The following is a 2,390-nucleotide window of genomic DNA, read 5'->3' on the forward strand; positions in this document are numbered from 1 at the left end:
TTGGGAATTGCTGAAGTAACAGTAACAATAAATGCTATTACGAGATATGCCGATATCACTTTAAAATTAGAGAAATGGTTAAATGATATAAATATATAATAATCTTAAAAAGTATTTGATAAAGTGTGAGCATATCATAGTTAGATTAGATGTGTCCAACCTTGAATCCGCCGTTTGGTTGGACCTGTTGGCACATAGTACAACACTGTATTTACACAGGGGTGCCAGAGGGCACGTTATTAGGGCAGGGTCAGCGCACCACACCTTCTCACTGGGTGGCAAGCATCGCCAAGACAGTCTATCTTTGAGGTCCGGCTCGAAGGCGTCGTAAACACTGGAACGTTAGTTGAAATACTAAGATTAGGTTTTGCAAATTTTTCTCTAAGGGGAGTGTTTTGATGATTTTTTAGCATATGTTCTGGGATTTATTTTATTAGTTCCACTTTTGACTTTCTTACATGAGATAGGACACATTATCGTGCCGCTCATAACTACTAATCAGAAATTTAGAATATACATTGGAAGTTATGGGGGTCATGGGAAAGAGTTAAGCTTCTGGAGAGTTACAGTTATTCTAGCTGGTTGGAATCTAGCACTTGGATCAGTATTTTATGAGAAACCACTTGAAAGCAAGTCTGTGAATATTTTAAGTATAATAGGTGGTCCACTTGTCTCGTTAATTAGCTTCATAGTTTTATTTAGGCTTAGCGTTCTGACTAATAATGATGACCTATATTCATTCTATAGATTTTTTGGATCACTAGCATTTTACTCATTCTTATTTACTACTATTCCTATGAAATATGCTTTTCCAAAAGACCTTAAAGGTACTAGGAGTGATGGTAGAAGATTTCTAGATTTGTTATTTGATAAGCAAGGGTAGAATCAAGTTTGTTGGTTTAGCCCATCTTGTACGTCAGCTAACACCATGTTCCTCTTCGGGTCAGCAGAGGGGACGGCTTTGGAGTAAAAATGCTGACCAAATACGACCGCCTAAGTCTTACGAACACTTGACGCATTAGTCACCACAATGGTGCCATGAGCGACGCTCTAAGGCGCCAGCACTTCAGGAACACGAAACGTTATATGCCATCATAATTAATTGATGTGGTTGGAGAAAATTTAATTAATTAAATTCTTTTTAATAATAATAGGAGGAAGGTGAAAATATGGTAGAGTTTGGGTGGACGATGTTTTTCCAAGTTATAAATATATTACTAATGATTGGACTTATATATTTTGTTTTTTATTTAGTAGTAAAGCTGCCAAGACGTATTAAAGATAATAATGAAAGACTTGAAAAAATAGAGAAACAGCTAGAAGAAATAAATAAGAAAATTTAGAAGTAGGAGGAGATACTATATGGTATTTTTGTATATCCTTCTCTGTATAGGGTTATTGTTTTTCATATCATGGTTAATAGGGATTATAAGAGAAACACATACAAAAGTAGTTAACATGGAGGAAAAAATTAAAATGATAGAAAAAATGCTAAAAGAAGCATTATCCAAAGAATAAAAAACATCAAAAGAAAGAATACCATATTGAGATGAGTTGTAGTATATGAAGATTTTCATTTCTCATGAGGAAAAATTAGTTTGGGGGAGTCAGAACGATTGGAGATAACTGACGGCATATAACTATGTTTTTACGCAAGGGTGCCAGGGGGCAAGGTCACCGACACTTAATCCATAGCCATAGTGAAGAAAGATCAAGCACTACACCTTCTCACTGGGTGGCAAGCACCGCCAAGACGGGCTAACTTTAAGGTCCAGTTCGAAGACGTCGTAAATACAGAAACGTTAGGTGAAATTAAGCGCAATTAAGGGGAGGATATTTATCATGAGTGATGCATATGAAATATTTTCTAGGTTCTATGATGAGTATATATTTGATACAGCACCTAATCTTCATATGGATTATTTTAATTTAATAAAACTAATCATTGAAAAGTTCAAATTAGATGTTAATAGTATATTAGATTTAACATGTGGAACAGGAACTCTACTTAAATTGTTAACGGAAAATGGTTTTAACAGCGTTGAGGGTATAGATGTTAGTCCAGAAATGCTTCAGAAGGCAAAAGAAAAGGGATTGAAAGTTTACGAAAAGAATATAAAAGAGTTTGATTTAAAAAGAAAATATGATCTTATTGTGTCATTTGATTCTTTAGGTCATATAAAAGACGAAAAAGATTTGAGTAAGATATTTAATAACATAAGCAATCACCTAAATGATGGTGGACTATTTCTTTGTGATGGGGGAACAAGAGAAAAAGCAAAGCGTATGATAGGACAAAAGTATACATATGAGTAAGCGTCAAATCCAACCCACATTTTAACCAATCCAAGATCATGAGATAATCCTCTAAAGCATTCCTGTAATACGTG

The 2,390-nt window shown here is 34.6% G+C and carries 4 protein-coding genes; all 4 read left to right on the forward strand.

The genetic code is table 11. The annotated features are described in order from the left end of the window. Nucleotides 1-478 precede the first annotated feature (478 nt). The 4 genes from F8153_RS09090 (at nt 479) to F8153_RS09095 (ending at nt 2,316) form a co-directional block, all read left to right on the forward strand. Nucleotides 479-883: a hypothetical protein gene (locus tag F8153_RS09090; RefSeq protein ID WP_151866047.1), complete on the forward strand. Its 405-nt coding sequence runs from the start codon at nt 479-481 to the stop codon at nt 881-883. 286 nt (nt 884-1,169) lie between these two features. Next, nucleotides 1,170-1,343 (forward strand): hypothetical protein, encoded by a 174-nt coding sequence (locus F8153_RS16105; protein ID WP_192929747.1) that lies wholly within the window; start codon nt 1,170-1,172, stop codon nt 1,341-1,343. A gap of 19 nt (nt 1,344-1,362) precedes the next feature. Further along, nucleotides 1,363-1,518 (forward strand): hypothetical protein, encoded by a 156-nt coding sequence (locus F8153_RS16110; RefSeq protein ID WP_192929748.1) that lies wholly within the window; start codon nt 1,363-1,365, stop codon nt 1,516-1,518. 324 nt (nt 1,519-1,842) lie between these two features. Continuing rightward, entirely contained in the window at nt 1,843-2,316 is a 474-nt protein-coding gene (locus F8153_RS09095) for a class I SAM-dependent DNA methyltransferase (RefSeq protein ID WP_151866048.1), read from the forward strand. The last annotated feature ends 74 nt before the right edge of the window (nt 2,317-2,390 follow it).

This window comes from Alkaliphilus serpentinus, from assembly GCF_009017255.1.
Lineage (GTDB): Bacteria > Bacillota > Clostridia > Peptostreptococcales > Natronincolaceae > Alkaliphilus_D > Alkaliphilus_D serpentinus.